Consider the following 22,134-nt stretch of genomic DNA (forward strand, 5'->3'; position numbering starts at 1 on the left):
GCGCGCATCTTCGGGTATGACGTCTTCGGCTTCGTTATGGCTAAGGCCGCCGACGCAGGGAATGAACACCATCGTGGTGGGACAATGGCGGGCGAGCAGGATGGCGTCGTGGCCCGCGCCGCTGACGATGTCTTGATGTGGGTACCCCAGAGCTTCGACGGAGCGCCGCACAGCTGCAATGCAATCGCTGTCAAACGGGGTGGCGGCGCTTAGCCAGTGGCGCTTAGTGTTTAGAGTCAAACCGCGTTGATCTGCCACACGCTGGAAGTCCTTGAGCACTCGCTGTTCCATGATCGCAATCTGTGCATCGTCGTGATGGCGCAGGTCGACAGTAAAGGTCACGTTGCCAGCGATGGTGTTACGCGATGAGTTGGCAATATTCACTTGGCCGATAGTCACTAAACCTTTCGGTGCGAAGTCAACGGCCAAGGCTTCCAAATGTGCGGCCATTTCTGTAACGCCGAAGACGGCATCCTTACGCAACGCCATGGGTGTAGTGCCGGCATGGGCACTTTGGCCCTTAACCTCCACATCCAGCCAGCAGATGGCTTGGCCACCGGTGACGACGCCAACTGGCAAGCCGTTGTCTTCGAGGATCGGGCCTTGTTCAATATGGGCTTCGAAGTAGGCGTCGAATGGGCGCTGAAAGGGCAAGTCGCCGACGTGGCCGATACACTCAAGGGATTCCAGGACGCTCATGCCATCTATGTCGCGGGCATTCAAAGCACTCTGAATCGGCAAATTCCCGGTGAACACTGCAGAACCAAACATGGCAGGAGTAAAGCGTGCACCTTCCTCGTTGGTCCATACCGCAATTTCGATGGGGCGCTTGTTCTGCAAGCCTTGTTCTTTGAGGCTGCGTACAACTTCAAGGCCGCATAGCACTCCGTAAATACCGTCGAAGCGTCCGCCCTTGGGCTGTGTGTCAAGGTGGCTGCCCATGACGACCGGGGACAAGCCGTCATCAAGACCAGGCAAGCGCGCGAAAAGGTTGCCGATGGCGTCGAAAGAGACGCTCATGCCGACTTCCTTGCACCAGTCCATGAACAGTTCACGACCGAACTTGTCTTCAATGGACAGCGCTAATCGGCAATTGCCACCTTTATCAGTGGCGCCGACCTTGGCCATGTCCATCAGGCTGCTCCACAGTCGTTCGCCATTGCATTTCAATACGTTCATGCGATACCCCATACGTGTTGCTTAGTAACCCAATGAACGGTTAACCAAGTTGTTCAAAGCTTCACCGCTTAACAGTCGGCGGGTGTTTTCTGCTATCTGGAGTGCAATGCAGTCGTGGGATGCCGCTGATGCCATGTGCGGCGTGACTACCACGCCCGGCATTTGCCAGAGCGGGTGATCGCTGGGTAGCGGTTCGTGCTCGAAGACATCCAGCACGGCGCCGCGTAACTGGCCGTTAGCAAGGGCGATCTGTAGATCGTCGATGATCACGTGCTGACCGCGGCCGCAGTTGACGATAGCTGCGCCGTGCGCGAGCTTGGCAAAGGTGTGGTGGTTGAGGATGCCGCGTGTCGCAGCGGTCAAGGGCAGCAAGTTGACCAGTAGATCCAAACCGTTAAGGAACTGGCTGAATTCTGCGTCGCCATGATGGCAGGTCACACCTTTTAGATGCCGAGGGCTGCGCGACCATCCCCGCACGCTATAGCCGGCGGCCACGAGATCGGCGGCTATTGCGGAGCCTAGCGAACCCAGTCCCATCACGCCGACCTTGAACTTGCCGGCAAAGCGCTGAGGGTGGCGTAACCACAGGTTTTCGCGCTGTTGTGCGGTAACCCGGTCGAAGTCTCGGTGGTAATGCAGCACGGCCCAACGTACGTATTCGGTCATGCCGCGGCGATGATCGGGGTCGACCACGCGGCACACCGGAACGTCAGGGCCACTGCTGTCGGTACTCAAGTGATCAACGCCTGCGGCAACCGAGTGGATCAGGCGCAGGCGCGGCAAGCGATCAAGGCTGCCAGCTTGTGGATACCAGCAGGCGGCCACTTGCGCCTGGGCAGCAGCAGGGTCGTCGGCGAGCACTACGCGCAGGTGAGGAGCATGGGCGGCAAATGCAGCCTGCAGTTGTTCCAGCAGCAATGCATCATTGCTAAGCAGCGCAACGGTAGTCATGAGCAGTAGGACTCGCGTTGATTTTCGATCAGGCTAAGTGCGGCTAGCCAGCCCAGGTTGGTAATTTCATCTGCCTCGTCACGATCAAACTGCGAGGCAACCAATGCGCAGACTTTTTCATTTGGATACACCAGCTTGCTGTTGCCGGATAAAGCCTGAATCTGCGCTTGGCACGCGCGTTCAAGAAAGTGAATCTCTTGAAACGCATGGCCGACAGTACTACCGGCCGCCAGCAGGCCATGGTTACGAAGGATCATCGCCTTGTGTGGACCCAGATCGGCGATTAGTCGCTCTCGTTCATCGAGCGACAGGGCGATACCCTCATAGGTGTGGTATGCGAGTTTTCCGTAATACCTCAGCGCGTGCTGGCTGATTGGCAGAAGCCCTTGTTCTTGGGCTGCCACTGCCATGCCGGCGGCGGTATGGGTGTGGATCACGCAATTGAGATCGGGTCGGGCCATGTGAATGGCAGAGTGAATGACGAAACCTGCTGCGTTGACCCGGCTTGTCGCAGGATCTGCGTTGACCACGTTGCCGTGCTGATCGATGCGGACCAGATCGCTGGCTTTCATGCGGTCGAAGATCACTCCATAGCGGTTAATCAGAAAATGATGCTCTGGGCCGGGGACGCGGAGAGTAATGTGAGTATCGATTAGGTCCGTCATGCGGAAATGTGCGACCAGTCGGTATAGCGCGGCCAGTTCGCAGCGCGCCTGCCATTCCACGGGGTTGATCGTTTCGGGCTTGAACATGTGAGCTCCTTGTTAAAGTGTCGGCTGTGGCTGAGCCATGGTGTCTTCGCGCAGACGAGCCAGACCACAGACGCCCAAGAGTGATAGGCCTGCGAGTAGGCTAAGGAGTTTGGCCAGTGGCAGCCATTGGCCGGCAAATTGCGGGACCAGCATCGTGCTGATGATCGGCGTAGTGCCACCGGCAATGGCGCAGATCAATTGGTAAGCCAAGGAGATGCCGCTATAGCGCAGATGAGTCTGGAACGCGTGAGTCATGTAGCCAGCGATCACCGCATAAAGTCCGCAAAGAGTGACTAAGCCGGCTGAGCCAATAGTCATGGCGCAGGTTACAAACAGGATCTGGCGCCAGTCAGTGTGGATCGCTTCCTGCACCGCATAGCGAAGAGTGGCAGCCGCTGCAGCACGACTTGGTCGGGTCGAAGAGTTATGCATACAAGGCCCTTGGCTATTGGCTTTCTGGCAGGGTTCTAAGGCTGATCAAGGTGCGCTCTGTGGCGCTTGGAAGCTTTATCCCTTAACCTTGATGCTTAATCAATTTGCTAATACTTAATTTAATTATTAGTGTCATTACTAATGGTGGCATATGAGCGATCAGGAAATCCCCGCCAGAGAGCCGAGTTGGCAGAGCAGGCGTCTTTTGAGTGACCGGCTGGATTGGAATCTGTTGCGTACTTTTCTGGTGATTGGTGAGGAAAAAAGCATCAGTCGCGCAGCGGCGCGTTTATTCCTGACTCAATCGGCCGTCAGCCAGTCGCTCAAGCGACTTGAGGAGCAGTTGGAGTGCGCTCTAATCCTGCGCCGAGGGCCGCGCTTCGACCTTTCGCCGGCGGGCGAGGAAGTCTTGCGTCTTGCTGAGGAGATATACGGTAACGTCTCGCGATTGGCGGCGACTGCAAAAAATCCCCAGGACGACGTTGTGGGTAAGGTCAGGATTCTCACGATTAGCCAAGTGCAATCTGATCTGTACGATGATTTTCTAATTCAGCTTCATCGCGACCACCCTCGGGTCGAGCTCGAAATTGAGGTGATGCGAAGCGCGGACATTCAGAGCTCGCTGAATCAAAAAACTGCCACCATTGGATTGGGGTTATGCCGATTTCCTCAAACTAAGCTGGAGCGCCGTCGATTATTACGTCAGCGCTATGCTTTTTTCTGTGGAAAACGCCACCGTCTTTTCGGCCAGCGGCGGTTGCCGTTGGAAGCACTGCAAGGTGAGAATTTCGTCAGTTTCACCAGCGATCAGCTTGGCGGAAACCTTTCGCCGCTGACGATGTTCCGTGACCAGCAGGGATTTACGGGAAAAATCGTTGCTTCATCGTCGAGCTTTGAAGAGATCCGGCGTTTGATCATTGCGGGTTATGGGGTAGGTTGCCTACCGGAGCACTTGGTGGATATCGATCTGCATAATGGACTCATCTGGCGTCTGCCCCCTGCAGAGGGGGTAGTGGATGTCGATGTGTTCCTGATGTGGAATCGCGAGCAGAGAATGAATCATGCCGAGACGGTATTCCTGGATTCTTTTCGGCGACTGCTTGAGGCGGCCGGTGAGGAGTAGGTGTAAGTCGGTTCAAGTTGCTCAAGTCTACTTCTCGGCCTAGGGCCTGGATGGAAAATAACCGCCAAGGGTCGGCATACTTCGCGATCGTGGGCCAGCAACCCTCAGCGCCGTCGCACGTTGGCCACTGTGTGGCGAGCGGGCGAATAGCCAAATTTTGCGACCGAGAGCCCAAGGTCGTATCTGATTTTCGATGTGGTTATTGTCTATGGGCACCGTGCCGTCATTCAGATAACGGCTCAACGCCGCCCAGCGTTTGAGGCTGTAATCCAAGGCTTTGGTAATCCCCAAACCTTCATGCACACGCTCGCGCTGGGCGATCATCCAGGCATGAAACGCGTCCATCAGTGGCGCGGCTTTTTCCTGGCGTATTCGTCGGCGGTGGTCAGGCTCCTGGCCCCGAACTTCAGCGCAGTAGCAGTAGCGGCACAATCGAGCCGAATTCGTATGACGCTATCATCCGTGGCAGGCCCGCGGTTCTTCTGCGCATTCGCGCAACGCCATTATTGCCGCGTCCACCACCTCGAGGTGACGAGCCGCCCGTTAGCAGAGCGCGATCCCGGCCGTCCATACCGACATCCTGTGCGTGGTCCGATAGATGAGTTCGGCGCCCACAATCTTCTCCAGCTTACCGATCGAGACTGACCGTGCCCTTGCTGAGCTAAAGTCGTCCGGATGCCTTGGCTAAGCTGTTCTCTTCGGCCGCTGCAATAAAAGGTGGCAACAAGGTAGTAACTGTTTGGTGTTTCCATAATGAAAAACTGTTTCTTGTTTTTCATGGGAGGTGCAGAAATGAATCAATGCTAGCATCGCTGTAACTTGGTAAATGCCAGACGCCTTCTTGCTGCTTCATGCCCGATGGGCCGTGGCCGGCACAGTGGAACGATCACACCAGCCACCGCAACCAGCGATTAAAAAGAAGATGCCCAGTGCTCAACTTCACGCAACTGCCGATCCGGCATAAATTTCTACTGGTCTCGTGACTAAATGAGACGCTCACAAGGAGATTTATAAGTATGCGATGGCAAGACAAAGTTGTCATTGTCACAGGTTCGGCCAGCGGAATCGGTGCAGCTGCTGCGAAGCTCTTCGCCCTGGAAGGCGCGAAGGTTGTCGCCACTGACATCCAGCTCGCCGGTGTGCAAGCCGTGGTCGAGGATATCGGCAAAAATGGTGGCGAGGCGATTGCCCTCAGTCACAATGTCGCGTCGAACGCCGACTGGAAAGCCGTCATCGACCGCGCAATGGCGGAGTTCGGTAGGATCGACGTGCTGTTGAATAACGCGGGTGTCGCCGATAAGCAGCCGATGCCGGTGAGCACCGCGGAGACGACTGACAACGAAGATTGGGATCGTGTCATTGACATCAACCTCAAGGGAGTTTTTCTCGGAATAAAGCACATATTGCCCGTTCTGAGGACCGGTGGCGGCGGCTCCATCATCAACATATCTTCGATCGCGGCCATGGTGGGCAACGGCGGTCCCTTCGCCTATAGCGCATCGAAGGGTGGTATCCGGTCGCTGACTAAGCATGTGGCCTTTCATTACGGTCGTTTCAACATCCGTGCGAACTCTATCCACCCCGGTGGTGTAAAGACGGCGATGACCGAGGCGGACTTTCAGAACGAGGATCTTGCCAAGCAACTGACTGCGACCATTCCTCTGGGACGACTTTCCGAGCCGCAGGAGATCGCCAATGTCGCGTTGTTTTTGGCGTCCGACGAGTCTAGCTACCTCACTGGCGCCGAATTGGTCGCCGATGGCGGAGCGATCATTGCGTGAGGCCAGATCGACGCGCGGCGTGCGGTGACTGGCTTATTGCATCAATGCCCTGGTACAGCCACCGATCCGGATCAGTTGAGGTCGGGTTTGGCGAGAATATGCCGCCTGCAAAAAATTAACTGTGCTGACCAGGGTCAACGGCGAAGATCAACGAGTCGTGACCGGTGTCCATGGGCTGGCTGCGATGAACTGTGAGCAAAGACTTAGAAAACACGGGAGAAGACAGTGACTTTGCAGATCGCAGTTCTCAAACAGATTCAGTCCGATGAGCGCCGGGTGGCCATGATGCCATCTCCCATGCAGCGGCTGGACAACCTCGGCGTCCAGCTACGGATCGAGGCCGGAGCAGGGCAGGACGCGGACTTCGCGGATGCCGAGTATGTGGGTGCCCAGGTCGAAACCGACCGCACCGCATTGTTGACCAAGCAGGATGAGGCCCACGGCAGCGAGAACATATGACTCTTTCCAACTATGAGGCAATGCCATGAGATTGCACAACAAGGTACTTATCGTCACTGGTGCCGGTAGCGGCATCGGCGCAACCGCCGTGAAGCTCTTCGCCGCAGAGGGCGGAAAGGTAGTTGCGACGGATGTTCAACTCGCCGGCGTTCAAGCTGTAGTCGAAGAAGTTCGCAAGAGTGGAGGCATCGCGATTGCGCTCAGTCATAACGTTTCCTCAGGTGCCGATTGGAAAGTGGTGGTCGACCGGGCGGTCAGCGAGTTCGGGCAGATCGACGTCCTATTGAACAATGCCGGCGTCGGCGACAAGAAGCCGCTGCCTGAAAGCACGCCGGAGACGACTGATGAGGAAGACTGGAGTCGTGTTATCGACGTCAACCTGAAAGGTGTATTCCTTGGAATGAAGTACGTACTTCCGTTCATGAAGAATGCCGGGAAAGGATCCATCATCAATGTGTCCTCGATCGCAGCCATCGTGGGAAGCGCTGGTCCGTTCGCGTATACCGCTTCCAAGGGCGGCGTGCGCTCGATGACTAAGCATGTGGCCTTCCATTACGGTCGCTTCAATATTCGCGCGAACTCGATCCATCCCAGTTTCGTTAAGACGCCTATGGTTGAGGAGGATTTCAAGAACAAGGACACGGCCGAGCGTATATTCGCAAGCGTCCCCCTGAGCCGCTTCTCCGAGACGATTGAAATCGCCAATGTCGCGCTTTTTCTGGCATCGGATGAGTCAAGTTATCTGACGGGGGCCGAACTGGTTGTCGATGGCGGCTTGACTATTGCTTGACCGAAAGTACGTTCGCTGGATGTTCAGTTGCTATTGCACGGATACGCTGGATTGCTGTTTGCTGCCTGAAATTTAACTTCGAGGATAAAGCAATGGGGTTTGTGAAAAAAGATTACAAAAGCGAGGTTTGGCCGGCTTTTCAAGGTGAGGTAAGTCTGTTCCAGGCAGATGTCCTTTCTGTTTTGTACGAAACTAGCAATGAGGCATTGGAGGCAATCATTCCTCCTGGTCTAAAGCTTCGTGGCAGACCCCTAGTCGAAATTGCACTTAATAACTTCCATTACACGAACTTCGACGTCCCGTATAAGGAAGCTGCATTGGCTATCGCCGTAACGGACGAAAGGCTTGGGATCGAAGGGAAGTTGGTTGTTGCCATGACACTTAATACGGACATGGGCTCCTTCCTGGGACGTGAAGCCAATGGCTATCCGAAGAAGGTGGGGGCTATCGATTCCGCGTACAACGGAAAAGAATTTACTGCGTATTGTGCTCGACATGGCGTTTGCTATGCGTCGTACAGCTGCAACACCTCGGAAAAGCCCAACGATCCGGAATATGAAGAACTCAATTCCGAATTCAATAAATTGCTGCCGTTCAAGCCGGATCACCTCGCTGCATTCAATTACATCTGGCCCTATGGAGTACGCACAAGGGTCAAGCCACTCTTGCAGCCGATGTGGTTGAAAATGGATGTGACGGAATCCGTCAAAATCGGCAAGGGCGACGTTCATTTGAACTGGTCGCGTCAGGATCCTTGGGCTTCATTACCAGTGGTGAAAATTCTCGGCGCAAATGTTTCGACCGGTAATATTTCGCTCATCAGCTCCGAAGAAAAGTACTACACGGAAATCGATCCGAAGGCCTATCTTCCCTATTCCTTCTTTGGCTGGGACGAGCCAAACGATAAATAAGTGTGAGCATGAAGATTGAGTTCAAGTACTGACGGGCAGCGAGTCTCCCGTCCAGTTGTGGTTTGGTTAGTAAGCTGCGGTCTAGATGGGAGATCGATGTTACCAGTTGGTCAAATTGCTCGTTTATAGAGGGCAAGCGTTGACATCTACTCAGAGCTTTCTTGCCAGTCGAGCCTCATCTTCCCGTAAGGCGTGATCTCTCTATACGTTGTTCCTCTGGGATATCTCGGGAAGATGGCGGTTACCATTACAAGCCTGCTCCCAACGAGCGCGGATGAACCTACATATAGTCGGTAGCGTGATTTTCCGTATAGTAATAATAGAAAAGTCGTGCACTGTATTCGGTCGCCTGGCCGAAGGATTTTCCGAGGATACTCTGACCCGTGTACATCAACGCGACACTTGGCACGATATCCCAGGAATTGGCGCCAACATTAACGGGGCTGTTCTTGCTGTATTCTCCAATGGGCACCTGTACGCCAATGCTATCCCCGGATAGCCAGACCGTATGGAATTTCCGAAGTGGCCTCCTCCGGCGTTAGATTCCCGCCGGGAAAAAGCCTGGACCAGGCCAAGAGTTCAGAGAACAAATCCGTCAGTCCATTCGAGCAATGTTTGGTCATTTTCCCCCTGATTTTCGTGCGCGCGTCGCTGTACCCAACCTGGCCGGAGGTAGAGATTCGTCCACCCTAAAGTGTTGTGTCGTAGATGTAAGCTGTGGGACGTCGCCTCACGGCATCATCGTGTTTGCCCCTTCTCTGTTAGATACGATAACGTCTATCCATTTACGAATAACTGCTTAAAAATGGAATTTTGTTTTTTACTATGAAAACACCACCCGATTACAGTTTGATAGCGACTTTTGTTGCCGTGGCAGATGAGAACAGCTTTTCCAAGGCTGCTGCCAAGCTCAAAGTCAGTAAAGGTACCGTTAGCCGTGCCATCGCCAAACTTGAGGAGAGTGTCGGTGCCGAGTTGATTCATCGAACCACGCACAGCATGGCGCTTTCAACGGCGGGCATTGCCTTCTATGAGCGTACGGCACACTATCTGAAGGCACTGGACGAGGCGTTGACGACGTTGCCTGAACGTGCCGAGACGCCATCGGGATTGCTGCGGCTGACATCGCCTCGCGACTTCGGTGCCATCGTGTTGCCACAACTCCTCTCTCAGTTCGCGTGGCGCTATCCCGAGATCACTTTCGATCTGCGTATTACGCACGCCTACCCAGATCTCGTCGGGGAGGGCGTCGACGTGGCTATCCACCCCATGGCGGTACCGCTAAAGGATTCAACGCTCAAAATTCGGCATCTTGGAACGCCCAAGGGGGGGTTCTATGCCGCCCCGTCATACCTGGCGAGGCGCGGGAGGCCACGATGGGTCGGCGCCGACGATCACGATTGGGTCTTCCATTCAGCGATCGTCGCACTCTGGCAGTTACAAAAGCTCCCGACTAAGTATCTTGTAGATGACTTCTTCCTGGCTCGTAACCTGCTACGTGACGGTGCGGGCGTCGGACCACTACTCACCTTCATCGCTGAACCTTACGTGCGTGACGGCCTTTTGGAGGCCGTACCCCTCTCTCCTCCATCGGATGTCCGGGGCTCGTATGTTCTCTTGTACCCATCAAGCGGCCAGGTTCCAAAGAAAGTGAGCGTCTTTTGCGACTTTGTCACTAACTGGGTACAGCGCTATCCGCTCTGATTACCAAGCCATTCCCTTACATGGTCATCGGTCAGTGTCGATAACAAGGCCTTTCCGTCGGCTGTGGCGTGCATGGGGCGCGGCATCCCCATCCGAATGACGACTCTGAGATCTCGCTCAGCGACTACTCGATCAATCACTACAACCTGCTGCCCGCTAAGCCAAGCGGGGCATTGCCGCCCTCTGCATCGGTGGGGGCGAGGCCGTTGCCTATGAGGTCGTCTCCTAGCCGTAACCAGTAGCGGCTACCTCCTCCTTAGCAGAATTTCGTGAAAACGGCCTTGAATGAGCACTGGCGGGAGCATAGGCCCCGCGCTGGTTTGGGTCTTCGTATTTAGCCAGCAAGTCCGAGATTGCACCTGAGTAGACAGAAGATGCTTGCTGGGAAATAGATAATATGTTAACTAGTTTCCCACTAAATATAATAAAGCTACAAAGGAGTATCGCTATGCTAGCTGCCTCCAGCGGTTCACAAGTGTTCCTGGACTGGAAAGCCCAGTTGCGCTCAGTCTGCGGTAACTTTGACACCACTCAGGATCCTCGCCACTCACTGTTTATCGGCAATATCCACGGACAGGACTTGGGCGGTCTCGAGGTCGCAAAGGTGCGCACCAATGCCGGTCAGATAACACATTTGCGCAGTCGCTTCTCGGGTGAGAACGACATGCATTGTTTTTTGGTGTTCCAGAAAAGCGGTCGGCAGCATATTCACCAAGCTAACAAATCCATCGAATTGATGCCTGGTGACCTTGCGCTGATAGATGCAGCCGCCTCTTTCCAGATCGAACCTCACGGTCTTATAGAAAACACCTCAATTCATTTGAGTCGCGATGTAGTACGGCAGCACTTGCGGGAGGGCGAACTGTTTGGCCGGTTGGCCCGTAATAGTGCTGCTGGCCGATTGATTCGAACGCTGATCAATTTCATTAATGACAGTGAGCTAAAGGGCCGCTCCGAGTGGGGAGAGGGGGCGGCGTTGCAGAGCGCGTTGCTGGCACTGGTAGCCCCGGCAATTGCTCAGGGTGCCCAAGAGGAGTGGAGTAGTACTTCGCTTGAGGAAGGTGATATTCGCACGCTGGCCGTTCAACTTATTGAGGAGTCGTTGCAGGAATCAGAGTTGAGTCCCGCCACCATTGCCGAGAAGATGCATATTTCCGTGCGCCGCCTGTATCGAATCTTCGAGGAGCAGGGGGACAGCGTTTGCCGTTTCATTTTGCGCCGTCGGCTGGAGCGGGTGGCCCACGATTTAAGTAACCCGCGTCTGCTGGGTGTGTCCATCACTCAAATCGCGTTTAAATGGGGCTTTGTCGAAGCCGCTCACTTTAGCCGTACTTTCAAGCGCCAATATGAGATATCTCCCCGGGATTACCGCAGTGGGGTCTGCGAATAATCCCATGGATCTGATATTGAAGGCTCAGCCATATACCTGAGGCGGGGTTTCAATAACAGTGTCTGACTGGGCAAGCATAAGGCTTGAGGCCTGAAGATCGATGAACAGCGCGCAATCGTCGTCGATTTCGCTCTGCGCCTGCCGTGCTTGCTCATCTCGTTGTGGCAAGCTGAATCCTTGCATATCTTCAAAGCTGATGATGGCTACCCCGTCGAAGGCAGGCAGCGAACCGGACTGCTGCTGGATAGCGTGGGTAATGTTCTGCTCAATCGCTGACATCTGGTGATACCCGCGGATGCCTAACGTATCTGCGTGACGCTTTACCAGGGCAGCGTGGGTGCCTTGCCAGTGGGTGAGGAACTGCGCTTGGGTCAATTGTGGATGGCGCCTTATGCAGAAAATCAGTCTGATCATACGTAACTCCAGAATTACGAAGCGCGCTCAGCGCGCCAGATAGCCGCCATCGACCGGATAGTAGGCCCCCGTTACGAAAGAGGCTTTGTCACTGCTGAGCCAGGCCACGAGTTCGGCAACCTCCTCGGGCCGCCCGAGGCGGCCGATGGGATGCTGTTCTGCCAGTGCTTGTCGCTGCTCTGCCGGGAGGCCAAGCAATAGTGGTGTTTCGATAAAGCCAGGACCGACCGCATTCACTCGGATGCCGCGAGTGGCGTACTCCAGCCCAGCGCTCCGCGTCAGGCCAAGAACGCCATGCTTGGCGGCGGTGTAACCCGCATGCCCGGCAAAACCTGCCTGGCTCATGACCGACGCGATATTGACGATTGCCCCGCCACCCGAAGCGAGCAGGGCCGGTAGTTGTCTGCGCATCGCGTAGAACACGCCTGACAGGTTTATGTCGATGATCCGGTGCCAGTCCTTGAGGCTGAAGTCTGCGACATCCGCTGGAGTTCCGCCGATGCCTGCGTTGTTGCAGGCGATATGCAGGCCGCCATAGTGCTGGGTAGCGATTTCGATCAGCGCCAGGTGATCCTCGTCGCTGGTTGCTTCCGCTTGTTGGAAAATCGCTTCGCCGCCTGCGGCAAGAATCTGCGCGCAGGTTTGCTCGCCGCTAACCAAGTCACGATCGGCAACCACGACCCGGGCTCCTTCCCGGGCATAGAGTAGGGCGATGGCCCGGCCGATGCCGGAACCGGCACCGCTGACCAAGGCGACTTTATCTTGCAGTAGTGCTTTCATTTCAAAACCCCTAGGGTCAGTCGAAGATGAACCCTTGGTAGCCTGACGCAGCAACCTGGTCGCACGTCTTGCGGAAGGTGCCTACGCCGCCGATGTAGGCCATGAATGCACGAGGTTTACCTGGAATGTTGTCACCCATGTACCAAGAAGTGCTTTGTGGGAAGAGGGTCTGCGCAGCCAGCTCGTTGATGTGTTGGAGCCAGGCGCTTTCTGCCTCTTCACTGGTTGCAATGTGAGTCTTGCCCTGCGCGCGCACATAAGCGATGCAGTTGGCGATCCAGTCGACGTGCTGTTCAATGGATACGAACATGTTGCTAAAGACTGCCGGGCTTCCCGGGCCTGTAACGGTGAAAAGGTTCGGGAAACCGGCGATCATGACTCCGAGATTGCTGCGTGGGCCGTCCGCCCACTTCTCGCGCAAGGACAGGCCTTTTTCGCCACGAATATCGACTTTCAGCAAGGCACCCGTGACCGCGTCATAACCTGTGGCAAAAACGATGCAATCAAATTCGTGCAATCGCGCTGATGTTTGAATGCCATTGGCAACGATGCACTCGATTGGCGTGTGCTTGATGCTGATCAGACTGACGTTATCGCGATTGAACGTTTCGTAATACTGGGTATCGATGCACAGCCTGCGCGTAGCAATGTGCTGGCCCGCTGGGATCAGTAGTTCTGCCACCGCAGGGTCCTTGACCTTGAGGCGAATTTTTTCAGCCACGAAATCGACAGCAGTCTGGTTCGCTTCGGCATCGACCAACAGGTCGTTGAAGGCCGATTGAAACGCAAACGGTGCGCCACGATTGTAGAGTTCCTGATAGATTCTCCAACGCTCGGCAGGGCTGACGTCCAGCGCCGATCTGTCGTAGCTGATGAAGGGAATACCGCCAAAGCTGTTCTCACGAGCATGGCGTCGATGGGCTGGATAGTGCGTCTTGAGTACCTGTGCGTATTCGGGATCAATTGGCGCATTGAACGCTGGCAGGCTGAAGCTGGGGGTGCGCTGGAAGACGGTCAGGTGCTCAGCCTGCTCGGCGAGAATTGGAATAACCTGGATGCCGGAAGAGCCGGTACCTACCACTGCGATACGCTTGCCGGTGAAGTCCACGCCTTCCTTGGGCCAGTCGGTCGTGTGGTATATCTGGCCCTGGAAATTTTCCAGTCCAGTAATATCTGGATCCTTGGGTACAGACAGGCAACCAGTGGCCATGACGTAGTTGAGCGTGGTGATGGTCTGGCCATCTTCAGTGTTGATATTCCATAGGCGTGTCTCGTCGTCGAACTGCGCAGATGCAATGCGGGTATTGAATTGGATATCCCGATGCAGGTCGAACTTCTCAGCCACGAAATGCGCGTAACGCAGTATTTCCTCCTGGGTGGAAAAGCGCTCGGTCCAGTTCCATTCCTGCTGTAATTCGTCGGAGAACGAAAAGGAATAGTCCAGGCTTTCGACATCGCAGCGCAGACCCGGATAACGGTTCCAATACCATGTGCCGCCGACTTCAGGGGCCGCCTCGAACACGCGCGCTTTCAAACCGAGGAGCCGCGCCCGGTAAAGCATATACATGCCAGCCCAGCCGGCGCCAATGATGGCGATATCAAGGTGTCCTTCGGTGCTTTGATGGGTTGCTGCATTGATCATGGTGAAAATCCTATTCTTGTTGTTTTCAAGTGCGGTCTGAAAAGCGTTCGCGTAAAAAGCCGCCAGCCTGATCGAGCGCGTCGCGTGACTGCTTGAGGGCAAAGGCGAACATCTGCCATACGTGGAACATCCGTGGCCAAATCTGTAGTTGGGTTTCTACATCGGCTTCTGCAGCCTTTTCTGCCAGACGGATTGAGTCGCTCAGCAGGATTTCGTGAGAGCCGACTTGAATGAGCAGCGGTGGCAAACCATGTAGGTCTGCGTGAATGGGTGAAATCAGAGCCTCGCGGGGTGACTGCCCTGCCACATAGTGCTCGGCCATCAGGGCCAGGCCTTGACGATCGAGCAGGTAATCGGTCGCTGCTCGACTCCCAATGCTGTTCCCTTCAAGTGCCAGATCTACCCAAGGCGAGAAGACTGTTACTGCGGCAGGCATTGGCAGTCCGGCCTCGCGAGCCGCTAACAACAATGCGATTGTCAATCCGCCACCCGCAGAGTCGCCAGCGACCACGATATGCCGGGCCGGATAGCCGGCTTCCAGCAGCCCCCTATAAGCCGCCAGCGCATCATTAACGGCGGCAGGGTGGGGGTGCTCAGGCGCGAGTCGATAGTCCACTGAATACAGTCGGGCACCACACGCTTTGGCGAGGTTGGCGGCCAAGGGCAAATAATCCAGGGCCGAACCGAAAACGTAGGCGCCGCCATGCAAATACAGCAATACCCGCTCCGGATCGCTCCAGGGGCCATAAGCCGAGATGCAGGGCACACCGTTGATAACTTGCGCTTCCTGAACGAGTTCCTGGTCGAGGGGTATATTGCGCATCATCGCAGAGAAGTCATACCTCACAGCCGATGCTTCGCGATTCAGGTCGGGCGCACTAGCCTTGAGCTGTGCGACGAGATTTTCAAGCTCGATAGAGCTCATGATCAGCCTCATTGAATTGTTGTTGTAGTGGCAAATATGTTCGCAAGCCTGTGGGCTCAAGGCGGGCGACTAATGAAATTTAACACCCGTTCGAACCCTGTGTACTTGTCCGAGCGTGCCGCCTTAATTGTCTGGGGCTGCCACTTGATTATCTGGATAGCGCAAGGGGGGCAACTACTGCGCGGTGATGCCACCATCGATCATGTAGGCACTGCCAGTGCAGAAACTGGAGTCGTCACTGGCCAGGAATAACATGGCCTTAGCCACCTCCTCGGGTTCGACGTAGCGTCCAGTAGGGATCGTCGCGAGCACTGCGTGTCGAGCTGCTTCGACATCCTGAGGCGCAAGCCCCAGTTCAATCGAACTCATCATTCGCGAGCGAACCGGAGCGGGGTTCAATGTGTTCACGCGGATGCCGTGGGCGGCATACTCCAAGGCAGCCGTTCGCGCCAGACCCAGTAGCGCATGCTTGCTGGTGGCATAGGCACTGGCGCCGGGAACACCAACCACCGCTGCCACCGATGAGGTCAGGACAACGCTACCGCCGCCGCTGGCGATCATATGGGGTAGCACTGCGCGTAAGGCCAGATAAGCACCCTTAACGTTGACCGCCATGACGCGATCAAAATTGTCCGGTGCGCTTTCATGTAGCTTTGCGCCAATCTGGCCTTCTATCCCTGCGTTAGACAGCAGCACGTCTATGCGGCCGAAATGCCTGATGGCGGCCGCTGCGTAGCGCTCGGCATCTTCCAAGACGCTGACGTCAGCGACTTCATAATGGGCCTTTGCGGCGAATTCGGCGGCCATGGCCTGAAGTGCGTCGGCTTGGCGGTCTACCAAAAACAGTAATGCCCCCTCGCTTGCCATCAGCCTTGCTATAGCGCGGCCGATATCTCCAGCAGCTCCAGTCAGCAGTACTACTTTGCCTTCGAGTCTGTTCATTACTTCTCCTTATTATTCTGTTTAGTCGCTGCGCCTCAGCGCTGGCCATTGGTTCAACGTTGAATCAGATTGATGTCCGTAGACTTGCACGGCAAGCGCAAGCAATTTTTTTGGCAGGCACAGACAAGTGTCGTCAGACTGACAGGCGCCAATATAGGCTACGAAAAAGAACAAGAGACTTAGCAATGGCTGATCAACAGCGTTTCGACTACATCATCATCGGTGCCGGTTCGGCAGGTTGCGTGTTGGCCAACCGGCTTAGTGCCGACCCTAAAAAATCTGTCTGCCTGATAGAGGCCGGACCGAGCGATCGCGGAGTGTTTCCAGGGGTTTATGTCCGGGTGCCAGTGGGCATCATCAAGCTAATTGGTAATGCGAAATGGAACTGGATGCATCAATTCGAACAGTCCGGTATGGATCAGCCGATGCCTTGTCCTCGCGGCCGCCTTTGGGGTGGTTCGAGCGCCATCAACGGCATGATTTATATTCGAGGCAATCGCAATGACTATGACAGCTGGAGCGCTCAAGGCAATCTAGGCTGGAGCTTCGATGATGTCCTGCCGTACTTTAAGAAATCCGAACATTTTGAACCGGGTGCCAGTCAGTGGCACGGCACTGGGGGTGAACTGAATGTCGCCGAGCAGCGTTGCGATAGTCCGGTCAATGCAGTCTTTCTGGAGGGCGCCCGCCAATTGGGCTGGCCTTCCAATAAGGACTTCAATGGCAGCGAGCAAGAAGGGGTTGGGCGTTACCACGTTACTCAGAAAAACGGTGAGCGTTGCAGCGCTGCCCAGGCCTTTCTGCATCCCATACTGGCCCGGCCAAACCTGACTGTTTTAAGCGAAGCACTGACACACAAAGTGTTGCTTGAAGGGACGCGCGCCGTAGGTGTCGAAATTAATTACAGGGGGCGTACCGAGCGCGTATATGCAAGCCGCGAGGTGATCATTAGTGCCGGGGCTATCAATTCTCCGCAGTTGCTGATGCTTTCGGGGATCGGGCCGCGCGAGGAGTTGGAGAAGCACGGTATTGCAGTGCGCCATCACCTGCCAGGCGTTGGGGGTAATCTGCAGGATCACCAGGATGTCTGCATGATGTACAGCTCTTCACCCAAGCTCGGTTACGGTTGGTCACTGCTCGGGTGGATCCCTCTTTTCGCTTCAGTATTGCCTTACATTTTCGGGCGACGTGGCCCCTTGACGTCCAACTCAGTGGAAGCAGGCGGTTTCCTGCGGCTGGACCCAAATGCACCGACACCGGAAATCCAGTTTCACGTCGCTCCGGCATTGAAGAACCAGCCCCATCGTTCAATTCCCGTGGGACATGGCTTTAGCATTAATGTATGTGTGCTCAAGCCAAAGAGCCGTGGCTCGATTCATCTAAACTCGTCCAGCCCGCAGGATAAACCGCGCATAACCCCGAACTTTCTCAGTCATCCCGATGATGTGAAAACCTTAATCGCAGGTATTCGCAAGGTGCGTGAACTGGTGAAAACCCGCGCTTTCTCCCCTTACGTTAAAGACGAGTTAGCGCCGGGATATGAGGAGGTTAGCGATGCTCAACTCGAGCAGTGGGCGCGTGCGAACCTGGGTACCGTCTTTCATCCAGTGGGCACTTGCAAAATGGGGCACGACGATATGGCTGTGGTTGACGATCAACTGCGGGTGCATGGCATAGAAGGGTTGCGGGTCGCTGACGCCTCGATCATGCCTACGCTGATCGCGGGTAACACCAATGCCCCTGCGATCATGATCGGCGAAAAGGTCGCCGATATGATTCTCAATCACTCGGGCAGCTACATTACTCAACCGATAGGGCAGAAATTACCTATCGGTGCCTGAACCTTTAAACGAAAACACATACCCGCGGCACTGAGCCGCATGAACCCAGCCCTTTCGTCAGTGCGTCCGTAGACCATGGCGATCGGGTAGGGCGGGCACTTGCGCGCTTGTCGGGCGCTAGCTCATCTATCACGCCAAGACGTTCAAACAATAATAAGAGGGACAGTCAGCCATGAAATATTCAAATATCTATCCTCCGTGCGCCACTTCGTGGGAGCGTCACCACCGCCTGGCACGCGCAGTTACATTAGCGGTCGGCGGTCTGATACTGCCAGCAGCACAGGCATTCCAGTTCGATACTGGCAACCCGGATCTGCAAACGCGTTGGGATAACACGATCAAATACAGCAATAGCTGGCGTCTGAATAAACTTGATGACAAAGTCGCGGGCCCTTCTGGCAACCCGAACGTCAACGACAGCGATCACAACTTTAGCCGTGGGCTGATTTCCAACCGGCTGGACATACTCTCTGAGTTCGACCTGCGTTATAAGCGAGACTATGGTCTTCGGGTCAGTGGTGCTGGCTGGTATGACGATGTATATAACCACTCCAACGATAATGATGGCAGTACTTTCGTCAACTCGCAGTCTGTCCAGCACGATCACTTCACCCGTGAAACTGAAAAACTTCACGGACGTAAGGCCGAGTTCCTGGACGCCTTTGTCTATGGTCGCTTCGCTGTGGGTGAAACTGACTTGAATCTGAAGGCTGGGCAATTTGCGCAGATCTATGGCGAGAGCTTGTTCTTCGGGACAAACGGCATTGCCGTTGCCCAACTCACCCCTGACGTGATCAAGGCGACTTCGGTGCCGGGGGCGCAGGTTAAGGAAATCATGATGCCGATCAAGCAACTGTCGGCCTCCTGGCAACTGAATCCAGACCTTACCCTGGGAGCTTACTATCAGTTGGAATGGCGTAAGGCACGCCTGCCGGCAGCGGGCAGTTATTTCAGCTTTGCGGATTTCGTCGATCAGGGTGGCGAAAGCCTGTTGACGCCCTACGGCACCTTGACCCGTGGCAAGGATCAACATGCACGTAACTCTGGCCAGGGTGGTATGCAGTTAAAGTACAAGGCTGGCGATTATGAGTTTGGGCTTTATGCCGCTCAGTTTCATGACAAGTTCCCGCAGTTTTATGCCAATGCCTTAGATTACGAACTTGTTTACGGCGAGGACATCAAGACCGTCGGCGCAAGCATTAGCACTCTTATTGGAGAGACCAACGTAGCCGCTGAAGTATCAGTGCGTAACAACATGCCATTAGTGGCGACGGGTAATACGATTTTTCTTCCTCCAGAAAATGCCAACAACAGCAGCCATCCAGCCTACCCGGTCGGCAATACGCTACACGCCAACATATCTGCAATTAATGTGTTGGCTGCCAGCCCATTTTGGCAAGGCGCCACGCTCTTGGGAGAAGTGGCATTCAACCGCAGAATGAGCGTCACCAAGAATGCCGATCAGCTAGACCCCAATGCAACTCGGGACGCGACATCCATGCGAGTAGAGTTTAAGCCGGAGTACTTCCAGGTATTACCTCAAGTAGACCTGCAAGTTCCTATCAATGTTGGTTATGGATTGGCTGGGCGATCGTCGGTTAACGGCGCAGGTTTTCTACCTGACGGCGGCGGCGATATCAGCATCGGCCTGAAGGCGGACTATCAGAAGACGTGGTATGCAGCCGCCAACTACACACACTTTTATGGCAGCGCCAACGGGGTGGTCGACGCCACTGGCACGCTGACCTACGACCAGTACTACCGGGACCGTGATTTTATTTCCTTCTCCATCCAGCGCAGTTTCTAGTTAGGAATTTACCTATGAACCTCAAACTTACTCTCCTGGCGGGCGCTTGCGCTGCATTGCTGGCTAACGGTGCATTGGTCGAGGCTGCGGTCCCGGCGCAGCAGGCCGCGGCGCTGGGCACTACATTGACGCCATTGGGTGCCGAGAAAGGCGCTAATGCCGATGGCAGCATCCCTGAGTGGAAGGGTGGTCTGACGACCGCTGTCCCTGGGAAGCAATTAGGTGATATCCCCGTCGATTTGTTCAGCGACGAAAAACCTAAATTTTCGATCAAAGCCAGTAACCAAGCCCAGTACGCCGACAAGCTCAGTGATGGTACCCGTGCATTGTTACAAAAATATCCGGACTCCTTCCGCGTAGACGTGTATCCGACTCACCGTACCGCCGCGGCACCCGACTGGGTCTACAAAAATACCGCGCAAAACGCCCTGAACTGCAAGTTGAGTGGGGCTCCCGGTGTAGCCATGCAGGGTTGCTATGGCGGTATACCGTTTCCTATTCCGCAAAACGGCCTCGAAGTGATCTGGAACTTCCTGCTGATGACTCAACCAGAGTCCTTGGAGGTGGGCTTCAAAAACCTGGTGCTGACTTCCGATGGAGGACGCACTCTAGCGTCTCGCAATGACGAAACGCTTCAGTTTCCCTACTACTACCACGACGGTGTAGCGCAGAAGTGGACAGGCGAATATTACTTCGGACGCTTTGACACTACCGCGCCTTCGTTCAAGGTGGGTGAGGCACTGGTGATTCGCGACAGTGTCGATTCCAATGTCTCTCGGCAAGCTTGGCAATACTTGGTGGGCCAGCGCCGCGTTCGTCGAGCACCGACCGTGGGTTATGACACGCCGGACTTTGTCGCTTCTGGTGCCAATTACTTCGATGAAGTTCGCGGCTACTTCGGCTATCCAGATCGCTATGACTGGAAACTAGTTGGCAAGCAGGAAATGATCATTCCCTATAACACTAACGGTTGGCACGGCGTCACGGTGGACCAGGCGTTCTCTGCGCATCATCTCAATCCCGATCATCTACGTTGGGAAACCCATCGGGTCTGGGTACTTGAAGCGACCGTTGCAGCGGGCAAGCGTCATGCGGTACCAAAACGTCGCTTTTACATCGACGAAGACAGTTGGGCAGTGGTGCTGATGGATGGCTACGACGCCGAAGGCAAGCTTTGGCGTACTACCCAAGTCCCCAGCTTCAGTGTGCCTAAATTGCCTGGCAATCTGGTGATCACCGCCGGGATTTACAACCTGCAAGCTAACACGCTGAGTGTGGCGCAAGACCTCCACGAAGAGTATTTCCGCGTAGTGCCTCGCAAGCCGGATAACCATTTCACCGGTGACGCTGTCGCTGCTGACGCAACACGCTGACCCCCGACTGGCCGCGCGCGGTATTGCCGCGTGTGGTCAGCCACCTATCGCACTTTACGGTGCGTGGAATCTTTTTATGCAGACTTCAATTTTTATGGGCCTGTCCTTGCGGCTCGGTCTCCTGCTGAGCCTGATAGGCTCGCAAGGGATGGCTTTGGCGCAGAGTGGTGACTCACTCGAGCGAGCGGCGCAACCCTATGTCCGGGCCGAAAAAGCGGTCCTGATGGATGTAGTTCGTAGCGGTGACCGGCTGGTGGCCGTTGGCGAGCAAGGGATCGTATTGCTCTCTGACGATAGCGGGCATCAATGGCGCCAAGCAAAGGTACCCGTTAGCGTGGCGCTGACCCGAGTGGTATTCCCGAGTCCAGAGTTGGGTTGGGCGGTAGGGCACAGCGGAGTCATCCTGCACAGTAATGATCAGGGTGATACCTGGAGCCGACAACTCGACGGCAATCAGACTGCTGAACTCGAGCGCAATAGTGCACAGGCCGAAGATGACGGCTCCGAACAGGCCAAGAGGCGACTACACAATGCCGAGTTTCTGATCAAGGATGGCCCGGACAAGCCCTTTCTGGATGTGCTATTCGTCGACGCCAGCCACGGTTGGGCGGTAGGAGCCTACGGCTTGATCGTTGCGACCGAGGACGGTGGCCGCACTTGGCGCTCGTTGATGGGCAAGACTGATAACCCCAAGGGACTGCACCTTTATCGCATCGCGGCACAAGGTGAGCACCTATTCATCGTCGGTGAGCAGGGTCTGATATTGCGCTCGGACGACCATGGTCAGTCTTTCGTCCAGGTGGCAACGCCTTACAAGGGAAGTCTTTTCGGCATGAGCAATGGCGTGCCGGGCACAGTGCTTACCTATGGACTGCGCGGCCATGCATTTCGCAGCGACGATGCAGGTGTCGATTGGACTCAGGTAAGTCTGGATCAGA

At 55.3% G+C, this 22,134-nt stretch carries 21 protein-coding genes and 2 pseudogenes; 11 read left to right on the plus strand and 12 right to left on the minus strand.

The annotated features are described in order from the left end of the window. The 4 genes and pseudogenes from VGC62_RS05760 to VGC62_RS05775 form a co-directional block, all read right to left on the minus strand. A partial coding sequence (locus VGC62_RS05760; RefSeq protein WP_331186105.1) for a Zn-dependent hydrolase occupies positions 1-1,179 on the minus strand: 1,179 nt, incomplete at its 3' end. A 21-nt stretch (positions 1,180-1,200) separates the two neighbouring features. Beyond that, positions 1,201-2,130, minus strand: a complete 930-nt coding sequence (locus VGC62_RS05765) for a glyoxylate/hydroxypyruvate reductase A (protein ID WP_331186106.1) — start codon at positions 2,128-2,130, stop codon at positions 1,201-1,203. Beyond that, positions 2,127-2,882: a class II aldolase/adducin family protein gene (locus VGC62_RS05770; RefSeq protein WP_331186107.1), complete on the minus strand. Its 756-nt coding sequence runs from the start codon at positions 2,880-2,882 to the stop codon at positions 2,127-2,129. Before VGC62_RS05770 ends, VGC62_RS05765 begins: the two co-directional genes overlap by 4 nt. A gap of 12 nt (positions 2,883-2,894) precedes the next feature. Then, a pseudogene (locus VGC62_RS05775) lies at positions 2,895-3,200 on the minus strand (MFS transporter); the annotation flags it as partial. A 265-nt stretch (positions 3,201-3,465) separates the two neighbouring features. Between VGC62_RS05775 and VGC62_RS05780 the strand changes: the two are divergent. Continuing rightward, entirely contained in the window at positions 3,466-4,437 is a 972-nt protein-coding gene (locus VGC62_RS05780) for a LysR family transcriptional regulator (protein WP_331186108.1), read from the plus strand. A gap of 105 nt (positions 4,438-4,542) precedes the next feature. Here the strand turns inward: VGC62_RS05780 and VGC62_RS05785 are convergent. Continuing rightward, a pseudogene (locus VGC62_RS05785) lies at positions 4,543-4,845 on the minus strand (IS66 family transposase); the annotation flags it as partial. A gap of 608 nt (positions 4,846-5,453) precedes the next feature. Here VGC62_RS05785 and VGC62_RS05790 point away from each other — a divergent pair. The 4 genes from VGC62_RS05790 to VGC62_RS05805 all read left to right on the plus strand — a co-directional run bounded on the left by VGC62_RS05790 (position 5,454) and on the right by VGC62_RS05805 (position 8,378). Next, positions 5,454-6,218 (plus strand): glucose 1-dehydrogenase, encoded by a 765-nt coding sequence (locus VGC62_RS05790; RefSeq protein ID WP_331186109.1) that lies wholly within the window; start codon positions 5,454-5,456, stop codon positions 6,216-6,218. A gap of 225 nt (positions 6,219-6,443) precedes the next feature. Then, positions 6,444-6,677, plus strand: coding sequence for a hypothetical protein (locus tag VGC62_RS05795; RefSeq protein WP_331186110.1), 234 nt, complete (start codon positions 6,444-6,446; stop codon positions 6,675-6,677). A gap of 25 nt (positions 6,678-6,702) precedes the next feature. Continuing rightward, positions 6,703-7,467 (plus strand): SDR family NAD(P)-dependent oxidoreductase, encoded by a 765-nt coding sequence (locus VGC62_RS05800; RefSeq protein ID WP_331186111.1) that lies wholly within the window; start codon positions 6,703-6,705, stop codon positions 7,465-7,467. Next, positions 7,464-8,378 (plus strand): acetoacetate decarboxylase family protein, encoded by a 915-nt coding sequence (locus VGC62_RS05805; RefSeq protein WP_331186112.1) that lies wholly within the window; start codon positions 7,464-7,466, stop codon positions 8,376-8,378. Before VGC62_RS05800 ends, VGC62_RS05805 begins: the two co-directional genes overlap by 4 nt. A 280-nt stretch (positions 8,379-8,658) precedes the next feature. Here VGC62_RS05805 and VGC62_RS27610 read toward each other — a convergent pair whose 3' ends face one another. Then, on the minus strand, positions 8,659-8,850 hold the full coding sequence (locus VGC62_RS27610) for a transporter (RefSeq protein WP_414705749.1): 192 nt from the start codon (positions 8,848-8,850) through the stop codon (positions 8,659-8,661). A gap of 353 nt (positions 8,851-9,203) precedes the next feature. On the opposite strand from VGC62_RS27610, the gene VGC62_RS05810 reads away from it, so the two are divergent. Then, on the plus strand, positions 9,204-10,082 hold the full coding sequence (locus VGC62_RS05810) for a LysR family transcriptional regulator (RefSeq protein WP_331186113.1): 879 nt from the start codon (positions 9,204-9,206) through the stop codon (positions 10,080-10,082). Here VGC62_RS05810 and VGC62_RS27885 read toward each other — a convergent pair. Continuing rightward, positions 10,070-10,321: an IclR family transcriptional regulator domain-containing protein gene (locus VGC62_RS27885; RefSeq protein ID WP_422662549.1), complete on the minus strand. Its 252-nt coding sequence runs from the start codon at positions 10,319-10,321 to the stop codon at positions 10,070-10,072. The two genes, VGC62_RS05810 and VGC62_RS27885, sit on opposite strands and share 13 nt — an antisense overlap. A 209-nt stretch (positions 10,322-10,530) precedes the next feature. Here VGC62_RS27885 and feaR point away from each other — a divergent pair, with 209 nt between their 5' ends. Continuing rightward, positions 10,531-11,472, plus strand: a complete 942-nt coding sequence (gene feaR, locus VGC62_RS05820) for a transcriptional regulator FeaR (RefSeq protein ID WP_331186115.1) — start codon at positions 10,531-10,533, stop codon at positions 11,470-11,472. 24 nt (positions 11,473-11,496) lie between these two features. On the opposite strand, the gene VGC62_RS05825 is transcribed toward feaR, so the two are convergent. The 5 genes from VGC62_RS05825 to VGC62_RS05845 form a co-directional block, all read right to left on the minus strand. After that, positions 11,497-11,886: an EthD domain-containing protein gene (locus VGC62_RS05825; protein ID WP_331186116.1), complete on the minus strand. Its 390-nt coding sequence runs from the start codon at positions 11,884-11,886 to the stop codon at positions 11,497-11,499. A 27-nt stretch (positions 11,887-11,913) separates the two neighbouring features. Then, positions 11,914-12,666: a glucose 1-dehydrogenase gene (locus tag VGC62_RS05830; RefSeq protein WP_331186117.1), complete on the minus strand. Its 753-nt coding sequence runs from the start codon at positions 12,664-12,666 to the stop codon at positions 11,914-11,916. Between the two features lie 16 nt (positions 12,667-12,682). After that, entirely contained in the window at positions 12,683-14,308 is a 1,626-nt protein-coding gene (locus VGC62_RS05835) for an NAD(P)/FAD-dependent oxidoreductase (RefSeq protein ID WP_331186118.1), read from the minus strand. 25 nt (positions 14,309-14,333) lie between these two features. Next, the gene (locus VGC62_RS05840) at positions 14,334-15,233 is read right to left on the minus strand and encodes an alpha/beta hydrolase (RefSeq protein ID WP_331186119.1); all 900 of its coding nucleotides are present in this window, start codon (positions 15,231-15,233) and stop codon (positions 14,334-14,336) included. A gap of 174 nt (positions 15,234-15,407) precedes the next feature. Next, positions 15,408-16,175, minus strand: coding sequence for an SDR family oxidoreductase (locus tag VGC62_RS05845; RefSeq protein ID WP_331186120.1), 768 nt, complete (start codon positions 16,173-16,175; stop codon positions 15,408-15,410). Positions 16,176-16,360: 185 nt separating this feature from the next. Between VGC62_RS05845 and VGC62_RS05850 the strand changes: the two genes are divergently transcribed. The 4 genes from VGC62_RS05850 to VGC62_RS05865 form a co-directional block, all read left to right on the plus strand. Then, positions 16,361-18,016, plus strand: a complete 1,656-nt coding sequence (locus VGC62_RS05850) for a choline dehydrogenase (RefSeq protein ID WP_331186124.1) — start codon at positions 16,361-16,363, stop codon at positions 18,014-18,016. A gap of 172 nt (positions 18,017-18,188) precedes the next feature. Further along, a complete protein-coding gene (locus tag VGC62_RS05855) occupies positions 18,189-19,823 on the plus strand; it encodes a DUF1302 domain-containing protein (protein ID WP_331186121.1) in 1,635 nt (544 codons plus the stop codon). A 14-nt stretch (positions 19,824-19,837) separates the two neighbouring features. Next, a complete protein-coding gene (locus tag VGC62_RS05860) occupies positions 19,838-21,196 on the plus strand; it encodes a DUF1329 domain-containing protein (protein ID WP_331186122.1) in 1,359 nt (452 codons plus the stop codon). 76 nt (positions 21,197-21,272) lie between these two features. After that, positions 21,273-22,134: WD40/YVTN/BNR-like repeat-containing protein (locus VGC62_RS05865; RefSeq protein ID WP_331186123.1), on the plus strand; the 862-nt coding region annotated here is incomplete at its 3' end.

This window comes from Pseudomonas sp., from assembly GCF_036404235.1.
Classification (GTDB): domain Bacteria; phylum Pseudomonadota; class Gammaproteobacteria; order Pseudomonadales; family Pseudomonadaceae; genus Aquipseudomonas.